19 protein-coding genes are annotated in these 22,427 nt (G+C 67.9%); 10 read left to right on the top strand and 9 right to left on the bottom strand.

All coding sequences use genetic code 11. From position 1 onward, the window contains the following. The first annotated feature begins 223 nt into the window (after positions 1–223). Complete coding sequence (locus AzCIB_RS02615; protein WP_050418171.1) at positions 224–1,213, top strand: EamA family transporter; 990 nt, start codon at positions 224–226, stop codon at positions 1,211–1,213. A gap of 10 nt (positions 1,214–1,223) precedes the next feature. Then, positions 1,224–1,601 carry a DUF2784 domain-containing protein gene (locus AzCIB_RS02620; protein ID WP_157058409.1) on the top strand — a complete coding sequence of 126 codons (378 nt, stop codon included), beginning with the start codon at positions 1,224–1,226 and terminating at the stop codon, positions 1,599–1,601. A 26-nt stretch (positions 1,602–1,627) separates the two neighbouring features. Here AzCIB_RS02620 and AzCIB_RS24385 read toward each other — a convergent pair whose 3' ends face one another. Further along, on the bottom strand, positions 1,628–1,804 hold the full coding sequence (locus AzCIB_RS24385; protein WP_170879134.1) for a hypothetical protein: 177 nt from the start codon (positions 1,802–1,804) through the stop codon (positions 1,628–1,630). A gap of 144 nt (positions 1,805–1,948) precedes the next feature. Here AzCIB_RS24385 and gcvA point away from each other — a divergent pair, with 144 nt between their 5' ends. From gcvA to AzCIB_RS02640, 4 genes are all read left to right on the top strand, one after another. Next, positions 1,949–2,932, top strand: coding sequence for a transcriptional regulator GcvA (gene gcvA, locus AzCIB_RS02625; protein WP_050414469.1), 984 nt, complete (start codon positions 1,949–1,951; stop codon positions 2,930–2,932). 43 nt (positions 2,933–2,975) lie between these two features. Next, complete coding sequence (locus AzCIB_RS02630) at positions 2,976–5,225, top strand: YgiQ family radical SAM protein (RefSeq protein ID WP_083446852.1); 2,250 nt, start codon at positions 2,976–2,978, stop codon at positions 5,223–5,225. Beyond that, entirely contained in the window at positions 5,218–5,844 is a 627-nt protein-coding gene (ampD, locus tag AzCIB_RS02635) for a 1,6-anhydro-N-acetylmuramyl-L-alanine amidase AmpD (protein ID WP_083446853.1), read from the top strand. Before AzCIB_RS02630 ends, ampD begins: the two co-directional genes overlap by 8 nt. Positions 5,845–6,261: 417 nt before the next feature. Beyond that, a complete protein-coding gene (locus tag AzCIB_RS02640; RefSeq protein ID WP_050414470.1) occupies positions 6,262–6,990 on the top strand; it encodes a transglycosylase SLT domain-containing protein in 729 nt (242 codons plus the stop codon). A gap of 43 nt (positions 6,991–7,033) precedes the next feature. On the opposite strand, the gene AzCIB_RS02645 is transcribed toward AzCIB_RS02640, so the two are convergent. Together AzCIB_RS02645 and AzCIB_RS02650 are read right to left on the bottom strand one after the other, a co-directional pair. Next, entirely contained in the window at positions 7,034–8,194 is a 1,161-nt protein-coding gene (locus AzCIB_RS02645) for a pyridoxal phosphate-dependent aminotransferase (RefSeq protein WP_050414471.1), read from the bottom strand. Between the two features lie 108 nt (positions 8,195–8,302). Then, entirely contained in the window at positions 8,303–10,150 is a 1,848-nt protein-coding gene (locus tag AzCIB_RS02650) for a phosphoenolpyruvate carboxykinase (GTP) (RefSeq protein WP_050414472.1), read from the bottom strand. 333 nt (positions 10,151–10,483) lie between these two features. Here AzCIB_RS02650 and AzCIB_RS02655 point away from each other — a divergent pair, with 333 nt between their 5' ends. The 3 genes from AzCIB_RS02655 to pbpG all read left to right on the top strand — a co-directional run bounded on the left by AzCIB_RS02655 (position 10,484) and on the right by pbpG (position 15,249). Then, on the top strand, positions 10,484–12,760 hold the full coding sequence (locus AzCIB_RS02655; RefSeq protein ID WP_050414473.1) for an NADP-dependent malic enzyme: 2,277 nt from the start codon (positions 10,484–10,486) through the stop codon (positions 12,758–12,760). Between the two features lie 97 nt (positions 12,761–12,857). Next, positions 12,858–13,988, top strand: coding sequence for a patatin-like phospholipase family protein (locus AzCIB_RS02660; protein ID WP_050414474.1), 1,131 nt, complete (start codon positions 12,858–12,860; stop codon positions 13,986–13,988). A 178-nt stretch (positions 13,989–14,166) separates the two neighbouring features. Beyond that, a complete protein-coding gene (gene pbpG / locus AzCIB_RS02665) occupies positions 14,167–15,249 on the top strand; it encodes a D-alanyl-D-alanine endopeptidase (RefSeq protein WP_050414475.1) in 1,083 nt (360 codons plus the stop codon). 52 nt (positions 15,250–15,301) lie between these two features. Here the strand turns inward: pbpG and AzCIB_RS02670 are convergent, their stop codons facing one another. Next, complete coding sequence (locus tag AzCIB_RS02670) at positions 15,302–16,033, bottom strand: IclR family transcriptional regulator (RefSeq protein WP_232299423.1); 732 nt, start codon at positions 16,031–16,033, stop codon at positions 15,302–15,304. Between the two features lie 585 nt (positions 16,034–16,618). On the opposite strand from AzCIB_RS02670, the gene AzCIB_RS02675 reads away from it, so the two are divergent. Continuing rightward, positions 16,619–17,710, top strand: coding sequence for a pseudouridine synthase (locus AzCIB_RS02675; RefSeq protein ID WP_232299340.1), 1,092 nt, complete (start codon positions 16,619–16,621; stop codon positions 17,708–17,710). On the opposite strand, the gene AzCIB_RS23605 is transcribed toward AzCIB_RS02675, so the two are convergent. The 5 genes from AzCIB_RS23605 to AzCIB_RS02695 form a co-directional block, all read right to left on the bottom strand. Next, on the bottom strand, positions 17,654–17,959 hold the full coding sequence (locus AzCIB_RS23605; RefSeq protein ID WP_083446854.1) for a hypothetical protein: 306 nt from the start codon (positions 17,957–17,959) through the stop codon (positions 17,654–17,656). The genes AzCIB_RS02675 and AzCIB_RS23605 overlap by 57 nt on opposite strands. 132 nt (positions 17,960–18,091) lie before the next feature. Then, entirely contained in the window at positions 18,092–19,291 is a 1,200-nt protein-coding gene (locus AzCIB_RS02680; protein ID WP_050414477.1) for an ABC transporter permease, read from the bottom strand. After that, positions 19,288–20,496, bottom strand: a complete 1,209-nt coding sequence (locus tag AzCIB_RS02685; RefSeq protein WP_050414478.1) for an ABC transporter permease — start codon at positions 20,494–20,496, stop codon at positions 19,288–19,290. The genes AzCIB_RS02680 and AzCIB_RS02685 overlap by 4 nt, the downstream gene beginning before the upstream one ends. A gap of 1 nt (position 20,497) precedes the next feature. Beyond that, on the bottom strand, positions 20,498–21,190 hold the full coding sequence (locus AzCIB_RS02690) for an ABC transporter ATP-binding protein (RefSeq protein WP_050414479.1): 693 nt from the start codon (positions 21,188–21,190) through the stop codon (positions 20,498–20,500). An 8-nt stretch (positions 21,191–21,198) separates the two neighbouring features. Continuing rightward, positions 21,199–22,362, bottom strand: coding sequence for an efflux RND transporter periplasmic adaptor subunit (locus AzCIB_RS02695; RefSeq protein ID WP_050414480.1), 1,164 nt, complete (start codon positions 22,360–22,362; stop codon positions 21,199–21,201). Positions 22,363–22,427: the final 65 nt, after the last annotated feature.

Raw genomic sequence — 22,427 nt, forward strand, 5'->3', positions numbered from 1 at the left:
TCTCCGGTTCTTGTTCGGAATGTTGGTGGAACGAGGTGGAGCGATGTTAACAAGCTCCGCGGCGTCGCGCGGCGAGGGATTTTCAGCCCTGCGATGAGCCCGGTTCATGTCTTGGGCAGCATAGCAGCTGCCAACGCCGATTCGCGCGTGCTCAGGGTTTCCCCGCACCCCCGCGACGGCGTTGCGTGGCACACTGCGCGCCTTCGATCCGGGGAAGGAATCCATGCTGGCTGGTCTGCTCGCGGCGCTCGGCGCGGGGCTGTTGTGGGGGCTCGTGTTCGTCGTGCCGCTGATGCTCGGGGACTACCCCGGCATCGTGCTCGCGTTCGGCCGCTACATCGCCTTCGGCGTCCTCGCCCTCGGCCTCGCCTGGATGGACCGCGCGGCACTGGCAAAGCTCACGCGTGCCGACTGGATCGAGGCCGGCAAGCTCGCACTGATCGGCAACCTCGTCTATTACACGACGCTCGCCAGCGCGATCCAGCTCGCCGGCGCACCGGTGCCGACGCTGATGATCGGCACGCTGCCGGTCGTGATCGCGATCTGCGCGAACATTACCGAACGCCGTGCCGGCAATGCCGCCGATGTCGTCGCGTGGCGGCGCCTCGCGCTGCCGCTCGTGGTGATCCTTGCCGGCCTCGTGGTCGTGCAGCTCGATCCCTCCACTCATGCGGCTGACGCGGCCGGGCAGGGAGGCGAGGGTGCCCAAGGCGGACTGCGCTACGCGCTGGGTCTGCTGCTGGCCGCCGTCGCGGTTGCGTCGTGGACCTGGTATCCGATCCGCAACGGGCGCTGGCTGCGCGCGCGCGGGCCGGGCCTTGCGCGGCCGTGGGCGACCGCACAGGGGCTCGCGACGCTGCCGCTCGCGCTCATCGCCGCAGCCGGCTTCGCGCTGTGGCAGGGTGTCGCCGCGCCGGCGGACGCGTTCGACTGGCCGCTGGGGCCGCGCCCCGGGACCTTCGTCGGCCTGATGCTGCTCGTGGGTCTGGCCGCATCGTGGCTCGGTACGCTGCTGTGGAACCGCGCGAGCCATCTGCTGCCCCCGGCGTTCGCGGGCCAGCTCATCGTGTTCGAAACCCTGGCGGCGCTGCTCTATGCTTTCCTGTGGTACGGGCGTTGGCCGGGTCTCGGCGAGGCGGCAGGCATTGTGCTGCTGGTCGTGGGCGTGCTGCTGGGCGTGCGCGTGTTCCGGCCGGCGGCAAGCGGATCTTGAGGAGAAGAATGTGTTTGCGTTGATGGCGGCCGATCTCGTCGTGCTGGTGCACGCGCTCTTCATCGCCTTCGTGGTATTCGGCGGGCTGCTGACACTGCGTTGGCCGCGCGCAAAGTGGGTGCATCTGCCCGTCGCGGCGTACGGGGCGGCGATCGAACTGATCGGCTGGACCTGTCCGCTGACCCCGCTCGAGAATGCGCTGCGCCTCGCGGCGGGGGGCGTGGATTACCGCGGCGGTTTCATCGAGCACTACCTGATCCCGCTGATCTACCCGGCGGGGCTCACGCCGCAGGTCCAGCTCGTGCTCGGACTGCTGGTGCTGGCGGTCAACGTGCTCGTGTACGGCATCGTCGCCCTGCGTCGGCGGCGGCGCAGGGCGGGCGATTGACCGGCGCCCTCATGGGGCGCATTGGCTCAGCGGGGTTGGGAGTAGCTTGGGCCGAGCAGATGGTCGACCACGGCGCGTGCGATACGGGCAACGAGGCGTTTTGCGCCGTGCCAGCCGTCGGCCAGGATCTGACCCAGGGCTTCGTTGCGCAGACGCTGCGCTTCGCGGATCCGGCCTTGATAGAAGAGATAGTCGTTGTCCATTGTGCGGCTCCTTGACAGTGCAGCCCGTCGTGAGGGCATGGACGCGACTGTACGGAGGTTGTTGCGTCGCAACAAACGATCGTTCATCATGTGATGACTTAGAAAATCTCATCCGTATCACCGTCCCCGTATGGCCGTCCGCGCATGACCGCCCGTCTTCCCCCGCTCAACGCCCTGCGCGCCTTCGAGGTCGCTGCGCGGCACCTGAGCTTCAAGCTTGCCGCCGAGGAACTCTCGGTCACGCCGACCGCGATCAGCCACCAGATCCGCGGCCTCGAGCAGGATCTGGGCGTGCCCCTGTTCCGGCGCCTGATACGTGCGCTCGAACTCACGCCGGAAGGCGAGGCGATGCTGCCCAAACTGCGCGAAGCGATGAGCGCGATCGCCGAGTCGGTCGAGACGGTCCGCGCGATGCGGCCGCTGAGCCGGCTGTCGGTCGTCGCACCGCCGTCCTTCGCGTCGCGCTGGCTCGTTCCTCGGCTACAGCGCTTCGCCGAGCTGCACCCGCAGATCGAGCTGCATCTGGCGAGCGCGACCAAGGCGATCGACGGCCGCGACGCCGCAGGGCTGGGCATCGAGCCGCTCACGCAGCGCGTCGAGGGTGGCCAGTTGTGGATCCGCTTCGGCACGGGCGCCTATCCGGGCTATCGCAGCGAGATGCTGCTCGAACCCGAATACACCGCGGTGTGCAGCCCGGCGCTGCTGCGCGCGAAGATCCCGCTGCGCCAGCCGTCGGACCTGCGGCGCCACAGCCTGATCCACGACGACACGGTGCCCGACACGCGCGAGCGGCCGACCTGGGCCGAATGGCTGCAGGCCGCGGGCGTCACCTCGGTGCGCGCCGACGCCGGCCTGCACTTCAGCGACTCGGGCCTCGCCATCGCCGCCGCGCTCGACGGGCTGGGGGTCGCGCTGGTCTCCAAGCCGCTGGTCGCCGCGGAGGTCGCCGCCGGCCGCCTCGTCATGCCCTTCGGCATCAGCCTGCGGCGCCGCTTCGCCTACTACATCGTGACGCCGCAGGCGGTCGTCCCGCGGGCCACGGTCGCGGCCTTCCGCGAATGGCTGCTGGACGAGGCGCGCCGCGACGCGATCCGCCTCGCGGATGCACAGCCCGCGCCCGCCGATTGAACCGAACGGGGCGCCCAGGCGTCCGAGTACAATGCACGCGACAATGAATCCGGATTCTCCCCCCAACATCGCCGCGGGCGCCCGTCCGCCGGCACGCCCCGCGCCTTTCCTGCCGATGTCCCGCACCGAGATGAAGGCGCTCGGCTGGGACGCGTGCGACGTGATCCTCGTGACCGGGGACGCCTACATCGACCACCCCAGCTTCGGCATGGCCCTGATCGGGCGGATGCTCGAGGCGCAGGGCTTTCGCGTCGGCATCATCAGTCAGCCGGACTGGAAGAGCGCCGAGCCCTTCCGCGCCCTCGGCCGGCCGCGCCTGTTCTTCGGCATCACCGCCGGGAACATGGACTCGATGGTCAACCGCTACACCTCGGACCGCAAGATCCGCTCCGACGACGCCTACACGCCCGGCGCCGAAGCCGGCAAACGGCCCGATCGCGCGGTGACCGTCTACGCGCAACGCGCGCGCGAAGCCTTTCCCGACGCCAACGTCGTCATCGGCAGCATCGAAGCTTCGCTACGCCGCATCGCGCATTACGACTACTGGTCCGACAAGGTGCGCCGCTCGGTGCTGCCCGACTCCAAGGCGGACCTCCTGATCTTCGGCAATGCCGAGCGTGCGCTCGTCGCGCTGGCGCGCCGTCTCGATGCCGGCGAGCCGATCGAGGCGATCCGCGACTTGCGCGGCACCGCCTTCATGGTCAAGCCGGGCTGGCTGCCGGGCGAGGAGTGGGGCGAGATCGACTCGCTGACCCTCGACCGTCCCGGCCGCGTCGAGCCCCATCCCGACCCGTATGCGATGGAGCCGCAGCAGGCGTCCACGCCGGCCAGCGCGGACGGCGCCCAGGCGGTGCGCATCGTCCCCGCCGCGGAACGCGTCGCCGCGCGCCGCGCCGCCCGCGGCAAGATGGTGGTCCGCCTGCCGGCCTACGAGACCGTCAGCGCCGACCCGGTGATGTACGCCCACGCCTCGCGCATCTTCCATCTCGAATCCAACCCCGGCAACGCCCGCGCGCTGGTGCAGGCGCATGGAGAAGGGCCGGGCCGGCGCGACGTGTGGCTCAACCCGCCGCCGATCCCGCTCACCACGCCCGAGATGGACTTCGTCTTCGGCCTGCCCTACGCGCGCCGACCGCATCCCGCCTACGGCGACGCACGCATCCCGGCTTGGGACATGATCAAGTTCTCGATCAACATCATGCGCGGCTGCTTCGGCGGCTGCACCTTCTGCTCGATCACCGAGCACGAGGGGCGCATCATCCAGAGCCGTTCGGAAGCCTCGATCCTGCACGAGATCGAGGAGATCCGCGACAGGACGCCCGACTTCAAGGGCCACATCACCGACCTCGGCGGGCCCACCGCGAACATGTACCGCCTCGCGTGCAAGGACAAGAAGATCGAGACCTCGTGCCGACGCCTCTCGTGCGTCTATCCCGGCATCTGCGAGAACCTCGATACCGACCACGCCCCGCTGATCTCGCTGTACCGCAAGGCGCGCGCGATTCCCGGCGTCAAGCGCGTGACGATCGGCTCCGGCTTGCGCTACGACCTCGCGGTGCGCTCGCCCGAGTACGTGAAGGAACTCGTCACGCACCACGTCAGCGGGCTCCTCAAGATTGCCCCCGAGCATACCGAGGAAGGGCCGCTGTCGAAGATGATGAAGCCCGGCATCGGCACCTACGAGAAGTTCGCCGCGATGTTCGAGAAGTACTCGCAGGAGGCGGGCAAGAAGCAGCACCTCGTGCCTTACTTCATCGCCGCGCACCCCGGGACGACCGACGAGGACATGGTGAACCTCGCGCTGTGGCTGAAGAAGCAGGGTTTCAGGCCCGATCAGGTGCAGACTTTCCTGCCCACGCCGATGGCGATGGCGACGACGATGTACCACAGCCGCCGCAACCCCCTGCGCAAGGTGTCGGCCGACTCCGAGATCGTCGAGACCGCCCGCGCGGGCAAGGTCCGCAAGCTGCACAAGGCGCTGCTGCGCTGGCACGACCCGGAGAACTGGCCGCTGATCCGCGAGGCGCTGCAGCAGATGGGGCGCGCGGACCTCATCGGCAATAGCCCCAACTGCCTCGTGCCGCGCCACCAGCCGGGCGTACCGCTCGCTGCCAACGAGCGTTCCGCCGCATCCTCTGCGCGCGGACCGGCCAGGTCGCCCGCGAGCGGCCGTCCGCCCGGCGGCAAACCGGCGCCGGCAGGCAGCCGCAGCCCCCAGGCGGGGCGATCGCCGGTACGTTCCGGCCCGACCCCGACCGGCAAGCCCGCCCGCACGGGCAAGCGCCATGCGTAAGCCGACGGTGGACCTCACGCCCCGCGCGCCGGTCGCCGCGGCCCTCGGGCGACTTGACGCCGGCTGGCTGGAAGGGGCGCGGCGCTGCCCGTCGCCGAATTTCGATGTGCGTCCCGCCGACACCGAGGTGAAGTTGATCGTCGTGCACGCGATCAGCCTGCCGCCCGACGAGTTCGGCGGTCCGGGCGTCGAACAGCTGTTCACGAACGCCCTCGACCCCGCCGCGCACCCCTACTACGCGGCGATCGGCCATCTGCGCGTGTCGGCGCATTTCTTCATCCGTCGCGACGGCAGCCTGACACAGTTCGTACCCACGGACGCGCGCGCGTGGCACGCAGGCAGTTCATGCTGGCACGGACGCGAGCGCTGCAACGACTTCTCGATCGGCATCGAGCTCGAAGGCTGCGACACGCAAGCCTTCGAGTCGGCGCAGTACGCCTGCCTCGCCACGCTGCTGCGCGTGCTGTGTGCGAACTACCCCATCGAGGCGATCGCGGGCCACTCGGACATCGCTCCCGGGCGCAAGACCGACCCCGGTCCGTGCTTCGACTGGACGCATGTGCGGCTGACGCTAGGCCTGCCGAAGCTTGCCTGCGGACCGGTGTCCGAGCCGGTCTGAAGGCCTCGGGAAACCTCTGTTACATCTTTTGTGACAATTTTTTCACTCCGTCCGAACGCCCGGCTGTGCAAGACTTCGCACCCAGGAGGAGGGCGGAGGGACCTTCACAGGCGGCATGCCTGGTTGACCTAGCCCAATCAAATCAATAAAGTCGGGTTGTTGCTGCACTGCAGCAATGTAGTTTTCAATCGCAGTTTTCAATAATTGGCAGCGGGGTGGCGCGCGATTTCCAACGGAATCGGGTGTCCCGGGGCAGCGCCTGAGAGCGCATCCCGTCCCCGCCGGGCGTGCGGTCTGGTTGCGATCGCGCACCCGAACAACCACTGAAGAAGTGATCTTCCGACCGACAGGCGAAGTCTGCCTGGGCGTGCTGCAGGCGCCGCGGTCGGGGAGCATGTTCGCAGCAGGGAGGTACCGATGAATCAAGCAACTCGTCCTGGCGGCAGGCTTCACGGCGCGGCCGCGTTCTTTGTGCATTTCGTTCATGGCAGTCTGATACTCACCGCCTTCGCTCTCGTAGCGCTCGTCGGAGCGGGTTATCTGCTGAAGGATCCCGTCAGCTATGCCGATCTCGGCGGCGGGGTCTCAGAGGCTGCCGAAGCCGGCGACGCTGCGCAGGCCCCGGTCGCGCAAGCGCCCGTCGAAAAGCCGCGTCCCAAGTCCGTTGCGACCGTCGGAGGGCTGTCGACCGAGATGCGCGGCGTGCGCGATTTCGTCGCGCAGCGGTACAAGATTTCCACGCGCACGCTCGAACCGCTGCTTACGGCGGCCGAGCTCAGCGGCCGCAAGCTCGGCATCGATCCGCTGCTGATCGTTGCGGTGATGGCGATCGAATCGAGCTTCAACCCCTTCGCCGAAAGCAACATGGGCGCACAGGGGCTGATGCAGGTGATTCCGCGCTTCCATCTCGACAAGATCGGCCGCCATGCCGGCGAGGATGCCCTGTTCGATCCCACGCTCAACATCCGCGTCGGCACGATGGTGCTCGTCGAGGGTATGCAGCGCTTCGGCACCCTGCAGAGCGCGCTGCAATACTACGGCGGTGCGCTCAGAGATCCGAACGCGAGCTACGCGAACAAGGTGCTCGCGATGAAGAAGCGCCTCGTCGCGGCGGCAACCCGCGCCAAGACCGAAACCGGCGTCTGATCCGCAGCGGCGGGGTGAACGCCCCGCCGCGCGGTGCTGTTCCTCAGCCGCGCATGCGCGCGATGCGCTCCGCCGCTTCCAGCAGGCGTTCGCAACGGTTCGTGTAGGCGATGCGCAGATGGCGGCCCGGCTGGTTGTCGCCGAAGTCCAGCCCCGGCGTCGCCGCCACGCCGGCTTCCTCTATCAGCCGGTGCGCGAGCGCTTCGCTGTCGTCGGCGAGGCGCGAGATGTCGGCGTAGATGTAGAACGCCCCCTGCGGCTCCGCTGCGACGACGAAACCCAGTTCGCGCAGTGCCGGGAGCAGGGTGTCGCGACGCAGCGCGAACTCGTTGCGGCGCGCCTCCAGGATCTCGATCGTCGCAGGCGCGAAGGCCGCCAGCGCCGCGTGCTGCGCCGGCGTCGAGGGCGAGATGAAGAAATGCTGCGCGAGTTTCTCGATCTCGCGCACATAGGCCTGCGGCGCGACCAGCCAGCCCAGGCGCCAGCCGGTCATCCCGAAGTACTTGGAGAAGCTGTTCACGACGAACACGTCGTCCATGGTCTTCAGCACGGTGCTCGCTTCGACGCCGTAGGTCAGGCCCTGATAGATCTCGTCCACGATCAGCGTTCCCTGGCGCGCCATCACCGCTGCCCGCAGCGCCGCGAGTTCGGCCTGGTCGAGCAGGGTGCCGGTCGGGTTGGACGGGCTGGCGACGATCAGGCCGCGCGTGCGCGCCGTCCAGGCGTCTGCCACCTGGTCGGGCGTCGGTTGGTAGCGTGTCTCGGCGCCCACCGGCAGCGCCCGCGGCACGCCTTCGAAGCTGCGCACGAGATGGCGGTTCGACGGATAGCCGGGGTCGGGCAGCAGCCACTCGTCGCCGGGGTCGGTCGTTGCGGCGAGCGCCAGCATCAGCGCGCCCGAGGCGCCCGGCGTGACGATGATGCGCTCCGGGGCGACGTCCGCGCCGAAGCGCTCGCGGTAGAAGCGCGCAATCGCCTCGCGCAGCTGCGGCAGGCCGAGTGCCGCCGTGTAATGCACGTCGCCGCCGGCAAGGAAGCGCGTCGCCGCGGCTATCATCGGCTGCGGCGTCGCGAAGTCAGGCTCGCCGACTTCCATGTGGATGATGTCGCGCCCCTGCGCCTCGAGCTCGCGTGCGCGTCGCAGCAGCTCCATCACATGGAAGGGCTGGATGTCGGCGGTGCGGCGGGCGAGATGCGGGGGCATGCGAGGTCCTCGGGGGCGATCGATGTGAAATTGTAGGGGACAGAAAAAACAAAAGCGCCGACGCGCGGCGCTTTTGCAGGCTCAGCCGGCCGTGGCCGGCCGGGAAGCTCAGACCGACAGGGTCAGTTCGAACATCTCACGCTTGAGTGTCAGCGCGCGCGGCAGGCGATCCTGGAGCTTGTCGAACCATTCCTTGTGCAGCTCGAGCTCCTTCTTCCAGGCCTCGGCGTCAACCGTGGTCAGCGCATCGAACTCTTCCTTGGTCACGTCGGAGCCGGTCCAGTCGATGTCCTCGAAGTTGGGCATCCAGCCGAGCGAGGTTTCCTGCGCGCCGATGCGGCCGCGCACGCGGTCGACGATCCACTTCAGTACGCGCATGTTCTCGCCGAAGCCCGGCCACATGAACTCGCCCTTCTCGTTCATGCGGAACCAGTTCACGCAGAAGATCTTCGGCGTGTTCTCGACCACATGGCCCATTTTCAGCCAGTGATTGAAGTAGTCGCCCATGTGGTAGCCGCAGAAGGGCAGCATCGCGAACGGGTCGCGGCGCACCACGCCCTGCGCGCCGAAGGCGGCGGCGGTGGTCTCCGAGCCGAGCGTCGCCGCCATGTAGACGCCGAAGTTCCAGTTGAACGCCTGGTAGGCCAGCGGCACGGTGGTCGCGCGGCGGCCGCCGAAGATGAAGGCCGAGATCGGCACGCCGGCCGGGTCCTGCCAGTTCGGGTCGATCGACGGGCACTGCTCGGCCGGCGCGGTGAAGCGCGAGTTCGGGTGTGCTGCCTTGCGGCCGGTTTCCTTCGCCAGTTCGGGCGTCCAGTCCTTGCCCTGCCAGTCGATCAGGTGGGCGGGCGCTTCCTTGCTCATGCCTTCCCACCACACGTCGCCGTCGTCGGTCAGCGCGACGTTGGTGAAGATGATGTTTTCCTTCAGCGTCGCCATCGCGTTGTAGTTGGTCTTTTCCGACGTGCCCGGGGCAACGCCGAAGAAGCCGGCTTCGGGGTTGATGGCGTAGAACTTGCCGTCCTTGCCCGGCTTGATCCACGCGATGTCGTCGCCGACGGTGGAGATCTTCCAGCCGTTGAAGGATTTCGGCGGGATCAGCATGGCGAAGTTGGTCTTGCCGCAGGCCGACGGGAAGGCCGCCGCGACGTAGGTCTTCTCGCCTTCGGGCGACTCGACGCCGAGGATCAGCATGTGCTCGGCGAGCCAGCCTTCGTCGCGCGCCATCGTCGAGGCGATGCGCAGTGCGAAGCACTTCTTGCCCAGCAGCGCGTTGCCGCCGTAGCCCGAGCCGTAGGACCAGATCTCACGGGTCTCGGGGTAGTGGACGATGTACTTGGTGTCCGGGTTGCACGGCCAGCGCGAATCCTTCTCGCCCGGTCCGAGCGGGGCGCCGACGGAATGCACGCAGGGCACGAATTCGCCATCGGTGCCGAGCACGTCATACACGGCGCGGCCCATGCGCGTCATCGTGCGCATGTTGGTGACGACGTAGGGGCTGTCGGAGATCTCGACGCCGATGTGGGCGATCGGCGAACCGAGCGGGCCCATCGAGAACGGCACCACGTACAGCGTGCGACCCCGCATGCAGCCCTTGAACAGGCCGTTGAGGGTCTCGCGCATGGTGGCCGGATCTTCCCAGTTGTTCGTCGGGCCGGCGTCGTCCTTGTCCTTGGAGCAGATGTAGGTGCGGTCTTCGACGCGCGCGACGTCCGAGGGGTCGGACCACGCGAGGTAGGAGTTCTTGCGCTTTTCCGGATTGAGCTTGATCAGCATGCCCGCCTGAACCATTTCGGCGCACAGGCGATCGTATTCCTCGACCGATCCGTCGCACCAATACACCCGGTCGGGTTCGGTCAGTGCGGCGATTTCCGCGACCCACTTCTTCAGGCCAGCGTGGCGGATGTAAGCGGGCGCGCCGGCCAGGATGGCCTCGGCGGACAAGCGTTGAGTCATGGTGAAAAGCTCTCCAGATTGCAGAAGCAAAAGCGGTAACCCACCTGGAGCTCGCAGCCACGCGTCCTGGCGGGGTTTTGAACGGGCCTTTCGACCTTCTTGTTGTGCCGGTGTTGCGGAAACTACTAGGGTAAACCGCAGTCGGCGAAAGCCTAATATTATGCCACGCCAGACGGTTCGACGGAAAACACCTTCTTCGTCCCCTGGCGCCCAGCCGTCCCGCCGCACCCCGGTGGGACTGTCTCCTTGTTGCAATCCGCGGCATCATTGCAGGTTCGGGAGACGGTCGGAGACGACCGCGAGAGATTGATTACAACAATTACGGGACATCACATGGACGAATTGATCCGCGCTGCGGCGCTCGACTATCACCGTTATCCGCGGCCGGGCAAGATCTCGGTCACCCCCACGAAAGTACTTTCCAACCAGCGCGACCTGTCCCTGGCTTATTCGCCGGGCGTCGCCGCCGCGTGCGACGCGATCGTCGAGGAGCCTGGCGAGGCCGCGAACCTGACCGCGCGCAGCAACCTGATCGGCGTCGTCACCAACGGCACCGCCGTGCTGGGCCTGGGCAACATCGGCCCGCTCGCCGCCAAGCCGGTCATGGAAGGCAAGGGCGTGCTGTTCAAGAAATTCGCGGGCATCGACGTGTTCGACCTGGAGATCGCCGAGAACGACCCCGACAAGCTGATCGACATGATCGCGGCGCTGGAGCCCACCTTCGGCGGCATCAACCTCGAGGACATCAAGGCGCCGGAGTGCTTCTACATCGAGTCGCGCCTGCGCGAGCGGATGAAGATTCCGGTCTTCCACGACGACCAGCACGGCACGGCGATCGTCGTCGGCGCGGCGATCCTCAACGGCCTGCATCTGCTCGGCAAGGACCTGAAGAAGGTCAAGCTCGTGACTTCCGGCGCGGGGGCTGCGGCGCTCGCCTGCCTGGGCCTGCTCGAGAAGCTCGGCATTCCCGTCGAGAACATCTGGGTCACCGACCTCGAAGGCGTCGTGTACGAGGGCCGCACGGCCCTGATGGACCCGATCAAGGCGCGTTACGCGAAGGCCACCAGCGCCCGCAAGCTCGCCGAGGTCATCGAGGGCGCGGACGTGTTCCTCGGCCTGTCGGCCGGCGGCGTGCTCAAGCCGGAGATGGTCGCGAAGATGGCGGCGCAGCCGATGATCCTCGCGCTCGCCAATCCGACGCCGGAGATTCTGCCCGAACTGGTGAAGTCGGTGCGGGACGACGCGATCATCGCGACGGGCCGTTCGGACTACCCGAACCAGGTCAACAACGTGCTGTGCTTCCCCTTCATCTTCCGCGGCGCGCTCGACGTCGGCGCGACCACGATCACCGACGAGATGCAGCTCGCCGCCGTCAAGGCGATCGCCGAGCTCGCGCGCGCCGAGCAGAGCGACATCGTCGCCGCCGCCTACGGCGAGAAGGTGTCTGGCTTCGGGCCCGAATACATCATCCCGCGTCCCTTCGACCCGCGCCTGATCGTCAAGATCGCCCCGGCGGTCGCGGAGGCCGGCATGGCCTCCGGTGTCGCGACGCGCCCGATCACCGACTGGGACGCCTACCGTACCCAGCTCAACAATTTCGTGTGGCATTCGGGCCTCATCATGAAGCCCGTGTTCGCTGCCGCGCGCGGCACGAACCAGCGCATCATCTTCGCCGAAGGCGAGTCCGAGCGCGTGCTGCGCGCGGTGCAGACGGTCGTTGACGAAGGCCTCGCGCGCCCGATCCTGATCGGCCGCCCCGATGTCTTGAGTGCCAACATCGAGCGCTTCGGTCTGCGCATGCGTGCCGAAGAACATTTCGAGCTCGTGAACCCCGATTTCGATCCCCGCTTCAAGGAGCTGTGGACCTCCTACCATGGCCTGACGGAGCGCCAGGGCGTGTCGGTCGAGTACGCGAAGAAGGAAGTGCGCCGCCGCACGACGCTGATCGGCGCGCTGCTGCTCAAGCAGGGCTACGGCGACGGCCTGATCTGCGGCACCTACGGCATGCACCGGCTGCACCTCGACTTCATCGAGAAGGTCATCGGCCGGCGCGAGGGCGTGAAGCACTGCTACGCGCTCAACGTCGTGAACCTGCCCGAGCGCACGCTGTTCCTCGCCGACACCTACATCAACTACGACCCGTCGCCCGAACAGATCGTGGAGATGACGCTGCTGGCGTGCGAGGAGATGTCGCGCTTCGGTATGACGCCCAAGGTCGCGCTGCTGTCGCACTCGTCCTTCGGTAGCGCCGATTCGCCGACCGCCGAGAAGATGCGCGCCGCGCTGCGCCTGCTGCACGAGCGTCATCCCGAACTCGAGGTCGAGGGCGAGATGCACGGCGATGCGGCGCTCGACGCCGAATTGCGCCTGCGCATCTTCCCCAATGCGCGCATGCGCGATGCCGCCAACCTGCTGATCTTCCCGACGCTGGATGCTGCCAACATTGCCTTCAACCTGCTCAAGACTGCGGCGGGCGAAGGCATGACGGTCGGTCCGATCCTGCTCGGCGCGGCGCGTCCGGTGCATATCCTGACGCCCTCGGCGACCGTGCGCCGCATCGTCAACATGACCGCCCTCACGGCGGTCGAAGCGGCACAGCGCAAGTCCTGAGGCGGGTTGCCGTGAAAACGCGGGCTTCGGCCTTCCCCGGCCGGGTGCCCGCGTGGCATGATTTCCCCGGAAGTGTCCGCAAGCGACCGGAGGCTGCATGGCTGAAGGCAAGGCTGCGCTGGTACTGACGGGAGGCGGCGCGCGCGCCGCCTACCAGGTCGGCGTGCTGTCGGCGATCCGCGAGATCCGCGGGCGCCGCGCGGGCAATCCGTTTCCCATCCTGTGCGGCACCTCGGCGGGCGGCATCAATGCCGTCGCGCTGGCGGTGTTTTCCAGCGACTTCAACCGCGGCGTGCGCATGCTCGCCCGTATCTGGCGGCAGTTCCACGTCGACCAGGTCTACCGCGCCGACGCCGGTGCGCTGCTCGCGACCGGCTTGCGCTGGGCTTCCGCGCTGACGCTGGGCTGGGCGGTACGTCAGACGCCGGGCTCGCTGCTCGACAATTCTCCGCTGCGCCGCCTGCTCACCGAGGTGCTGGATTTTTCCGCCATCGGTCGCAGCATCGAGCAGGGACACCTGCACGCGGTGAGCGTGGCAGCGTCGGGCTATTCGTCGGGCGAGAGCCTGGTCTTCTTCGAGGCCGTGCCCGAGGTGCAGGCCTGGCGCCGCATGCAGCGGCTGGGCGTGCGCACTTCGATCGGCGTCGACCATCTGCTGGCGACGAGCGCGATTCCCTTCGTGTTTCCACCGGTGCGCATCAACCGCGAATGGTTCGGTGACGGCTCCATGCGCCAGCTCGCGCCGATCAGCCCTGCAATCCACCTCGGCGCAGACCGCATCCTCGTGATTGGTTCGGGGCGGCTGGTTGAAGAGGGGCGTCAGCGCACGGAGGGCTACCCCTCCCTCGCGCAGATCGCCGGCCACGCCTTGTCGAGCATCTTCCTCGACGGCCTGTCGGTGGATCTCGAGCGGCTTCAGCGCATCAACGTCACGGCGGGTGCGATGAGTCCGGAACAGCGCGCGGCGGCAGGCATCTACCTGCGGCCGATCGAAACGCTGGTGATCTCGCCGTCGCAGCGTCTCGACGCCATCGCGGGACGCAACCGCGACAGCCTGCCGCTCGCGCTGCGCACCGTGCTGCGCGGTGTCGGTGCCATGCGGCGCGACGGCTCGACGCTGCTGTCCTACCTGCTGTTCGAGCCGTCCTTCACGCAGGCGCTGATGGAGCTCGGCTACAAGGACACGATGGATCGGCGCGGCGAAGTTGCGGCCTTTCTCCGTGTGTAACGGTCTCCATGCCCGACGCAGGGTCATCTAAACTACGACCTTGGACGGACGTGTGACGCGATGTAAGAAATTTTTCGCGAATTACTTCAAAAAGACTTGATATCTGTTTAATTTGTATAAGAATAATAATGAGTCCGGTGTTGTCCCCATTTTTGTTTCCAATGTTTCAGGCCACAAGATGAAATTCCGTAATCTGGCGATCGCGATGATCAGTCTCGCGATGATGCAGGCGGGTTGGAGTCTCCCCGCTTCGGCCGCCACGAGGGCGGCTGGGTCCGGTTCCGAAGGGACCGCGGCGAAGGTCGTCAAGAAGTCCGCCAAGCGCTCGGTCAGCGCGCCGGCGAAGCAGGCAGTGAAGAAGCGCGTGAGCCGCAAGGTGGCTGCACGATACGAGGCGCGCCGCATCAAGGTTTCGCTGCGCCGTGAGGCCGCGATTCCCGAGGCCGCGATCGACCATACGCCGCTGCAGCTCGATGCCGCCGGCCTGCCGCACCTGCGTTCGTCGGCCTTCCTCGTCATGAACCAGAATACCGGCCACGTGATCCTCGAGAAGAAGAGCGATTCGGTGTTGCCCATTGCCTCGATCACCAAGCTGATGACGGCGATGGTCGTGCTCGATGCCGGTCAGAGCCTGTCCGAGGAGATCGTGATCTCCGAAGGTGATATCGACATGCTCAAGGGCACGGGTTCCCGTCTGGCGCTGGGCACCCGCCTGACGCGCGAGGAGATGCTGCATCTCGCCCTGATGTCGTCGGAGAATCGCGCCGCTTCTGCGCTCGCTCGTCACTATCCGGGCGGCGAGGCCGCCTTCATCGAGGCGATGAACGTCAAGGCGCGCATGATCGGCCTGACGGAAACCCGTTTCAGCGATCCGACCGGGCTCACGCCGGAAAACGTGTCAAGCCCGCACGATCTCGCGCGCATGGTGTCCGCGGCGTCGACGTACCCGCTCATCCGCGAGTTCTCGACGACCTCCGAGCGTTATGTGCAGATCGGTTCGCGCACGCACCGCTTCGGTAACACCAATTCGCTCGTGCGCAGCCCGGACTGGGAGATCGGCGTGCAGAAGACGGGCTACATCCGCGAAGCCGGACGCTGTCTCGTGATGCAGGCCTGGCTGATGAAGCAGCCGGTGATCATCGTGCTGATGGATTCGGACGGGCGCTACTCGCGCACCGCGGACGCCGTGCGCATCAAGAAATGGCTCGAAGCCGCCGGCCCGCAGCGCGTGGCGACGGCCGCCGGGAAGGAAAACATTTGAGAGTGTGACGGCGCGCGTGAAAGTGCGCGCACCGGCAGCGCCGGGGCGATGTTCAGCGCGCGCTGCGCCTGACGTAGCCCAGGGCGCGTGAAATCTCGTCCGCCGCCTCGCGCACGAGCGGGGCGCGGTCGGGGTTGAAGCGCTCCGACGGGGTGGACACCGACAGGCCGGCGATCAGTTCGCCGCTGTCGTCGCGCACGCCGGCCGCGATGCAGCGCACGCCGATCTCTACCTCTTCCAGGTCGAAGGCCACGTCGTGGCGGCGGACCTTGTCGAGTTCCTTTTCGAGGGCGCCGATCTCGGTGATCGATGCCGGCGTCGAACCGGGCAGGCCGGTGCGGCGGCCGTACTCGCGTACGCGGTCCAACCCGTCCTCGACGAGGAAGAGCTTGCCGGTTGCGGTCGTGTGGAGCGGCGCGCGCGCGCCGACGATGTGCACGACGCGCACGGCGGAGCGGCCGCTGGAGGTTCGTTCGACGTAGACGATCTCGTCGCCGTCGCGGATGCCGAGGTTCACACTCTCCCCGGTCGCGGCGTGCAGCTTGAGCATCGCGGGCATTGCGGTTTCGCGCAGCGAGATGCGCGACTTGACCAGGCTGCCCAGTTCCAGGAGCCGGATCCCCAGGCGATAGGTGCCCCCTTCCCCGCGTTCGACGAAACCGCTTTGTGCCATCGCACTCAGGATGCGGTGCGCCGTCGACGGGTGCAGTCCCGTTTCCTGGGCGATCTGCTTGAGCGCGGCCGGGTCCGGGTGACGCGCCAGTACGTCGAGCAGCTTCATCATGCGCTCGACGACCTGGATCGGATTCTTGGTTTCGGTGGGGGTGTTGGTGCTCACGCGATCGTAAGGGATTTGCAGTTGCGCGCATTCTAGCCGGCCCGGCGTGATTTCGCCTAGTGAAATGCCGCGGCGCGTGCCGCAATGTCTGCCGTCGCGTCGCTGGAAGCTGCGGCAGGCAGTCGATATACTGGAAAGCGTTGCGCCCGGCGATGCCGGGCATTGTTTTTTTGAAGGGTTCGTCCGCGCTGTGCGTGGGCGCGCCTGCGAACCGGATTGCCACCATGAAGCGCTCGAAGGAAGCCGGTACGCCCGGCGATGTCCCCGCACAGGAAGATGCAGCCGACGCGCCGCGCCGCACGCTTGGCGTGAAACGGCAGGGCGATGCGCCCGTCGCCGAGGTGCCACGTCGGGCCGGCGTGCGTGCGCGCTTCCAGCCCGGTTATGCGAAGACGGTCGCAGCAAAGCGGGCGGCTGTAGGTCGAGGGGCAGGGAAAGGCGCGCGGAGGCAAGGCCGGGCGGCCACCGGAAGCGGAGCGTGCGGAAGGGGCCGGGCGCGGCCGCAAGACTGAACGTCCGACGACGGCCGGTGTGGCGGGCGCCGAGCGCCGTCCGCGCAAGGATGGCGGAGCGCCTGCGGGCGAGGGGCAGGGAAAGGCGCGTGGGGGCAGGGCCGAGTGGTCGCAGGAACCGGAGCGCAGGGACGAGGCCGGGCGCGGCCGCAAGCCGGAGCGTCCGAAGGCGGCCGGTGTGGCGGGCGCCGAGCGCCGTCCGCGCAAGGAAGGCGATCAGCCGCGCACGACGCCGGGGGGAGAGCGCCCGGCGCGCAAGCCGGCAGCTCCCGCCGACCGTGCCCCCGGCGCTCGCCGTGAGGAGCGCTCCGCCGCTCGTCGCGAGGACCGCCCCGCCGCCGCACGACCGGCGGCCCGCGCCGAGGCGGCAACGATGGCTGCCGCCGAAGGCGTGCGCCTGTCGAAGGTGATGTCCGAACGCGGCCTGTGCTCGCGCCGCGAGGCCGACGAATTCATCGAACGAGGCTGGGTGCTCGTGGATGGCCAGTGCGTGTCGGAACTCGGTTCGCGCATCGACCCGCATGCGGAGATCACACTCGCGCCGCAGGCGAACCGGCGCCAGTCCGAACGCGTGACGATCCTGCTGCACAAGCCGGTCGGCTACGTGTCGGGGCAGCCCGAACCCGGTTACGAGCCTGCCGTGTCGCTGATCGGCGCCGGCAACCAGTTCGACCGCGACACTGCGCAGCCCTTCGACTTTTCGCACCTCAAGGGCATCGCGCCGGCCGGACGCCTGGACATCGATTCGACCGGCCTGCTCGTGCTGACCCAAGACGGCCGCATCGCGCGCCAGCTGATCGGCGACGACTCGGAGGTGGACAAGGAGTACCTCGTCCGCGTCGAGGGTTCCCTCGACGAGCACGGACTCGCGCTGCTGAACCACGGCCTCGAACTCGACGGCCGCAAGCTGCGGCACGCCAAGGTCGAGTGGATCAACGAGGATCAGCTGCGCTTCGTGCTGCGCGAAGGCCGCAAGCGTCAGATCCGGCGCATGTGCGAACTGGTCGGCCTGAAGGTGGTCGGCCTCAAGCGCATCCGGATCGGGCGGATCCGTCTAGGCGACCTTCCGCTCGGGCAATGGCGCTTTCTCCACGAAGACGAGGGGTTTTGACCCCTTCGCCCGCAGCTTCAAGGACGTGGGCTTGGAGGTCGCGGAACTGCGACGGCGCCGTGTTGCGCGCTTGGCCGGCAGGTTCGCGGGATCGCTGACCCCGGATTGTTCGGTAAACCAGCCTTTCAGCGGGCAGTCACGCCCGTCCGGGCAGCCATGCTCGTGGGCGCACTCCTTCTGCGTTTCATCCAGCAACACCATTTCCCGGACCGCTTCGCAGCGGCCGATGGGCGAGTCGAGGAAGGTCATGACGAACTCCTTGAAGCGGTTATGCGGAAAACGGGAATTCTTGTACTTTTAATCTAGTCAGCATCGCCTTCACGTGCCCGTTCGAATCGTGCGGGATTGATCTGGCTCAAGAAATTCCGCAGCGCAAAATGGTTATTCGGCACGCAGCGCTTCGACCGCATCGAGGCGCGCCGCACGGATCGCGGGAAGCACGCCGGCGACGAGCCCGATCGTTACCGCGAGCGTCTCCGCGATGACGACGAAATGCCATGGCGTATGGACCGGCAGGGCCGGCACGAGCAGGCCGACGAGCTGGGCGGCGCCCGCGCCGGCGACCAGTCCGAGTACGCCGCCGATGGCTGCGAGGGTGACGGCCTCGGCGAGGAAGAGACGCAGGATCGTGGCCCGCCGCGCGCCGATGGCGACCAGCAGCCCGATCTCGTTGGTGCGCTCGGTGACCGCGATCGTCATGATCGTGACGATGCCGACGGCGCCGACCAGCAGCGAGATGCCGCCGAGCGCGCCGACCGCGGCGGTGAGGATGTCGAGGATGTTCGACAGGCGCGCGAGCATGTCTTCCTGCGTCGTCAGCGTGAGGTCGTCCTGGCCGTGGCGGGCGACGAGCACCTTGCGGATGCCTGCCGCGACCAGCGTGGCCGGCACCGCTTCCTCATAGGTGACGTTGATCTCCATCAGGCCTTCGCGGTTGTAGAGAGACAGCGCGCGCGAGGTCGGGATGTAGGCGGTGTCGTCGAGGTCGACGCCGAGGAACTGGCCCTTTTCCGCCATTACGCCGATCACGCGGTAGCGTTCGCCGCCGATGCGCAGGCGTTCCCCCAGCGCGTTGGCGCTGCCGAAAAGTTCGTTCTTGAGCTTGGCGCCGAGCACGACGAAGGCGCGTGCGCCGTTCGGATCGTCGGGCGGCAGGAAGCGGCCGATGCGCACCTGCATCGCGAAAATGCGCTGCATCTCGGGGCCGACGCCATACACGCTCGTACGGCGCACACGGCCGCCGCCTTCGACGTCCGAGTTGCCCCACACGATGGGGGTTACGCCGGTGATATGGGGCAGGCGTTCGAGCGCCAGCGCGTCGTCGAGGGTGAGCGGGCGAGCCGTGCTCGGAAGCCCCGGCGGGCCGCCGCGCGTGCCCTGGCGACCGGGGGTGACCTCGATGATGTTGGTGCCGAACTGCGTGAACTCGTTGAGCACGAAGCGGTGCAGGCCCTCGCCGATGGAGGTCAGCAGGATCACTGCGGCAATGCCGACGCCGATGCCCAGCAGCGTGAGGAAGCTGCGCAGGCGGTGGGCGAGCAGCGAGCGCAGCGCGAGCTGCATGAAGTCGCGCACGTTCATCGGCGGGACAGGGCCTGTACGGGGTCGAGCCGGGCGGCGCGCCGGGCGGGCATTACGCCGAACAGGATGCCGGTAATGAGCGCCGTGCCGATGCCGGCGAACACGGCCCAGTCGGGCGGCCACGCGGGCAGTACCGGGAAGGCGAGGCGCAGGCCCCATGCGCCGAGGTGGCCGAGCGCGAAGCCGGTGATCGCACCGGCGAGCGACAGCAGCGCGGCCTCGGTGAGGAAGGCGAGGCGGATGTTGCGGCCGGTCGCCCCTAGCGCCTTGAGCAGACCGATCTCGGCGGTGCGTTGCGTGACCGCGACCAGCATCACGTTCATCACCAGGATGCCGGCGACGGCGAGGCTGATCGCGGCGATGCCCGCGACGGCCATCGTCAGCGCGCCGAGGATACGGTCGAAGGTGCCGAGCACCGCGTCCTGCGTGATCAGCGTGACGTCGAGTTCGCCCTCGCGGCGCAGGCGCATGATGTCTTCGAGTTGCTGCTTCGCCGGCCCGATCGCTGCGCGGCTGCGCGCCTCGACGATGATGCGGAAGAGGTTGTTGGTGTTGAACATCGCCTGCGCGGTGGCGACCGGCACGAACACCAGCTCGTCGGTGTTCATGCCGAGACCCTGGCCGGTCTTGCCGAGCACGCCGATCACGCGCAGGCGTCGGTCGCCGACGCGAACCATGCGACCGACGGCGGGGTCGTTGCCGAAGAGCTCTTCGCGGAGCTTCGTACCGAGCACGGCGACTGCCGAGGCGCGGCCGAGATCCTCGCGCGGCAGGAAGCTGCCTTCGGCCATGTGGAAGGCGCGGATGTCGACATAGTCGCCGTTGGTGCCCACGACCATCGCCTCGCGCAGCCGTCCGCCGTAGGCGATCTCGGAATTGCCGACCGACAGCGGCGCCATGCGGGTGACCAGTGGGGCGCGCAGCAGCGCTTCGGCGTCGCGCACCGTGAGATCGCGCGGCGTGCTCGTGATGATGTTGCCGAGCCCCAGTCCGCCCGTGGCAGTGCGCCCGGGGAGCACGATCACGAGATTGCTGCCTAGCGCCGAAAATTCATTCATGACGTAGCGCCGCGCGCCGTCGCCGAGCGCGGTGAGCACGACTACCGCCGCCACGCCGATCGACATTGCCAGCACCATCAGCGCGGTGCGCAGCGGATAGCCGGTGGCGGCGCGGGTCGCGAAGCGGAGCGTGTCGGCGGGCGTCATGTCATGCGGGCGCGGGCTCGCGGACGTCCTGCAGCAGGCGGCCGTCTTCCATCATCAGCCGCCGGCGGGCGCGTCCGCCCATGACCGGGTCGTGCGTGACGACGATCAGTGTGACGCCCGAAGCGTTGAGCTCTTCGAGCAGGTGCGTGACGTCCTGCCCGGTCGTGCGGTCGAGGTTGCCGGTCGGCTCGTCGGCGAGGATCACCGCCGGGCGCATGATCGTCGCCCGCGCGATCGCGACGCGCTGGCGCTGGCCGCCCGACAGTTCCTCCGGGCGGTGGCTTTCGCGCGTTTCCAGGCCGAAGTCCTTCAGCGCCTGCGCCACCCGCGTGTGGCGCTCGGCGGGCGGGATGCCGGCGAGCATCAGCGGCAGCGCGATGTTCTCGGCGGCCGTCAGGCGCGGCACCAGATGGAAGCTCTGGAACACGAAGCCGATGCGCGTACGGCGCACCTCGGCCTGTTCGTCCGGGGAGAGCGTCGTGACGTCTCGTCCTTCGAGGCGGTAGGTGCCGGCATTGGGGCGGTCGAGCAGGCCCAGCAGGTTCAGCAGGGTCGACTTGCCCGAGCCCGATGGGCCCATCACGGCGACGTATTCTCCGCGCTCGATTGACACGCTCAATTCTTGCAGCGCATGGACTTCGCTGTCGCCGAGCTTGAAGACGCGCTCGATGCCCGAGAGTTCGATCTGCGCCATCGCCGCCCTCAGCGCGAGGCCCCGGTTCCGTCTTCCGGCCGCACGCGGGCGCCGGCCTTCACGCCTTCGCGCTCCAGCGAGGCGGCGATGCGGTCGCCTTCGGCGAGGCCTTCCAGTACCTCGGTGAATTCCCAGTTCGCGACGCCGGCCTTGATCACGCGCTCTTCCAGGCGGCCGTCATTGGTGCGGTAGAGCAGCACGCGATTGCCTTCGCGCAGTGTCGAGGTCGGCACGCGCAGCGTGTTCTCGCGCACGGCCAGCACGATCTCGGCGTCGGCGCTGTACCCGACGAGCAGGCCTTTGGCTTCTTCGGGATGGACGAAGTCGATGTCGACCTCGACCGTGCGTGCCTGCTTCTCGACTGCCGTGATGTAGGGCGCGATGCGCTTCACGCGCGCCTCGAAGACCTTGCCGGGCAGGGCGTCGAGCGTCACGCGCGTCGGCTGGTCGGGGTGGATCTTGGGGGCGTCGATCTCGTCCATCGGTGCCTTCACGTACAGGCAACTGTCGTCGATGAGGTCGATCGCGGGCGGCGTCGGCACGCCCGGCGGCGACGGCGTCGAGTATTCGCCGAGTTCGCCGGTGATCTTCGCGACGGTGCCGGCGAAGGGCGCGATCAGCACCGTGCGCTGGCGGTCGGTCGAGGTCGCGGTGATCTGTGCCTCGGCCGTGCGCGTGTCGGCGCGTGTGGTGTCACAGGCGGCGCGCCGTGCGCGCGCCTCGGTGCGCGCCTGCTCGACGCGCGAGGTGGAGACGAACTTGCGGTGGAAGAGTTCCTCCTGGCGTGCCGCCTCCCGCTCGGCGTTGTCGGCCTGCGAACAGGCTTCCTGCACGCGCTTGCGCGCGGTTTCCAGTTGCGCGCGATTGACCGCGAGGCGTGCTTCCTGGTCCTCGCTCCACAGCCGCAACAGCACCTGGCCCGCCTGCACGCGGTCGCCTTCCTTGACGCCGAGGTAGTCGATGCGCCCGCCGATGATGGTCGACAGCTTCGTGCGCTGGCAGGCCTCGATCTCGCCCGCGCGCGTGTTCGACAGTGTCGCCTCGACCGTGCCGCGTGCGACCTCGACGAGCCGCACCGGGATGGGCTTCGGGCGGGTGAACCACCAGATCCCTGCGGCAATCAGGGCGAGGACGACGAAAGCGATCAGGCTGCGTCGGACGAAGGGTTTCATGAGGCTCCTGCGCGGTTTCCAAACGGCATGTCGGGATCGATGATCCGCCCTTCGTCCGGTGCGCG

The sequence above is a fragment of the Azoarcus sp. CIB genome (assembly GCF_001190925.1).
GTDB lineage: Bacteria > Pseudomonadota > Gammaproteobacteria > Burkholderiales > Rhodocyclaceae > Aromatoleum.